Source organism: Amycolatopsis sp. NPDC050768 (assembly GCF_040654155.1).
Taxonomy (GTDB): Bacteria; Actinomycetota; Actinomycetes; order Mycobacteriales; family Pseudonocardiaceae; genus Amycolatopsis.
The window spans coordinates 1-1,086 of the sequence record NZ_JBFAHL010000054.1; the positions used below are offsets into that span (position 1 = coordinate 1).

General features: G+C 66.0%; 1 protein-coding gene. It reads right to left on the reverse strand.

The genetic code is table 11. The annotated features are described in order from the left end of the window. Nucleotides 1-12: 12 nt before the first annotated feature. Nucleotides 13-978: an IS481 family transposase gene (locus AB0H62_RS51245; RefSeq protein ID WP_360593019.1), complete on the reverse strand. Its 966-nt coding sequence runs from the start codon at nt 976-978 to the stop codon at nt 13-15. Nucleotides 979-1,086 lie beyond the last annotated feature (108 nt).

A 1,086-nucleotide genomic window follows, 5' to 3' on the forward strand; every position in this document is an offset into this window, starting at 1 on the left:
TGTATTTGGCCATTAGGTTGGTGGCAGTCGGCTGGTGGGTGGGTGTCCGCCGAGTGCGCTGTGGCGGCGTTGAGTGTTGTAGTGCTCGAGCCAGGGTGCAAGGGCTGCGGTGCGTTCGGTGTTGCTCGTGAAGGCCTGCCGGTAGGCCCATTCGGTTTGCAGGGTGCGGTTGAGGCGCTCGACTTTCCCGTTCTGCCAGGGGCAGTGGGGTTTGATGAACTTCTGCCGGATGTTGTGCTCGGCGCAGACCTGGCGCAGGGACCAGCGGTAGGCCCAGGCGTTGTCGGTCATCAGCCGCTCGATGCGGGTGATGCCGTGGCCGGCGAAGTAGGTGATCGCCCGGTCGAGGAAGCCGGCGCAGGTTGGCCCTTTCTCGTCCGGGAGGATCTCGGAGTAGGCCAGGCGGGAGTGGTCATCGACCAGGGAGTGGACGTAGTCGTATCCGATCTTGGTGCTGCGGTCGCGGGTGGCTTCCCGGTTCACGCGGCCGTGGGCTCGCCAGCCACCGCCGTCGGGGATGCGGCCGATCTTCTTGACGTCCATGTGGACCAGCTCGCCGGGCCGGTCGCGTTCGTAGCGCACGGCGGTGGTCTTGCTGGCCCGGATCACCAGTCCGGTGATCGGGTCCAATGCGGCCAGCCGCGGGATCTGGTGGCGGGCCAGCACCCGTGACACCGTCCGTGTCGGGACACCGAGTTCGTGGCCTAGCCAGGCCGGGCCGCGGCGTTCACGCTGCCGCAAGGTGATGATCTGCTGTTCGAGCTCGCTGGAGGTTTGCCGGGGAGAGGTGTGTGGGCGTGAGGATCGGTCCCGCAGCCCGGGTTCGCCTTCGGTGGCGTAACGCTCCAGCCAGGTCTTCACGCATTTACGGGAGATACCCATCGCGGCGGCGATGTGGGCTTGGGGCCAGCCCGCGTGGTGACGTTGGACGATCAGCAACCTGCCCAGGAACGTGGTCCGGGCGTTACGGTGAGACACGAGAGCCTCCGGTTGACGTGGGTCCTAGACAAGCCACACCTCAACCGGAGGCTCTCCCCACGTCAACCAGAACCTTCCGCTACCAACGTCCTGGCCAAATACACCTAG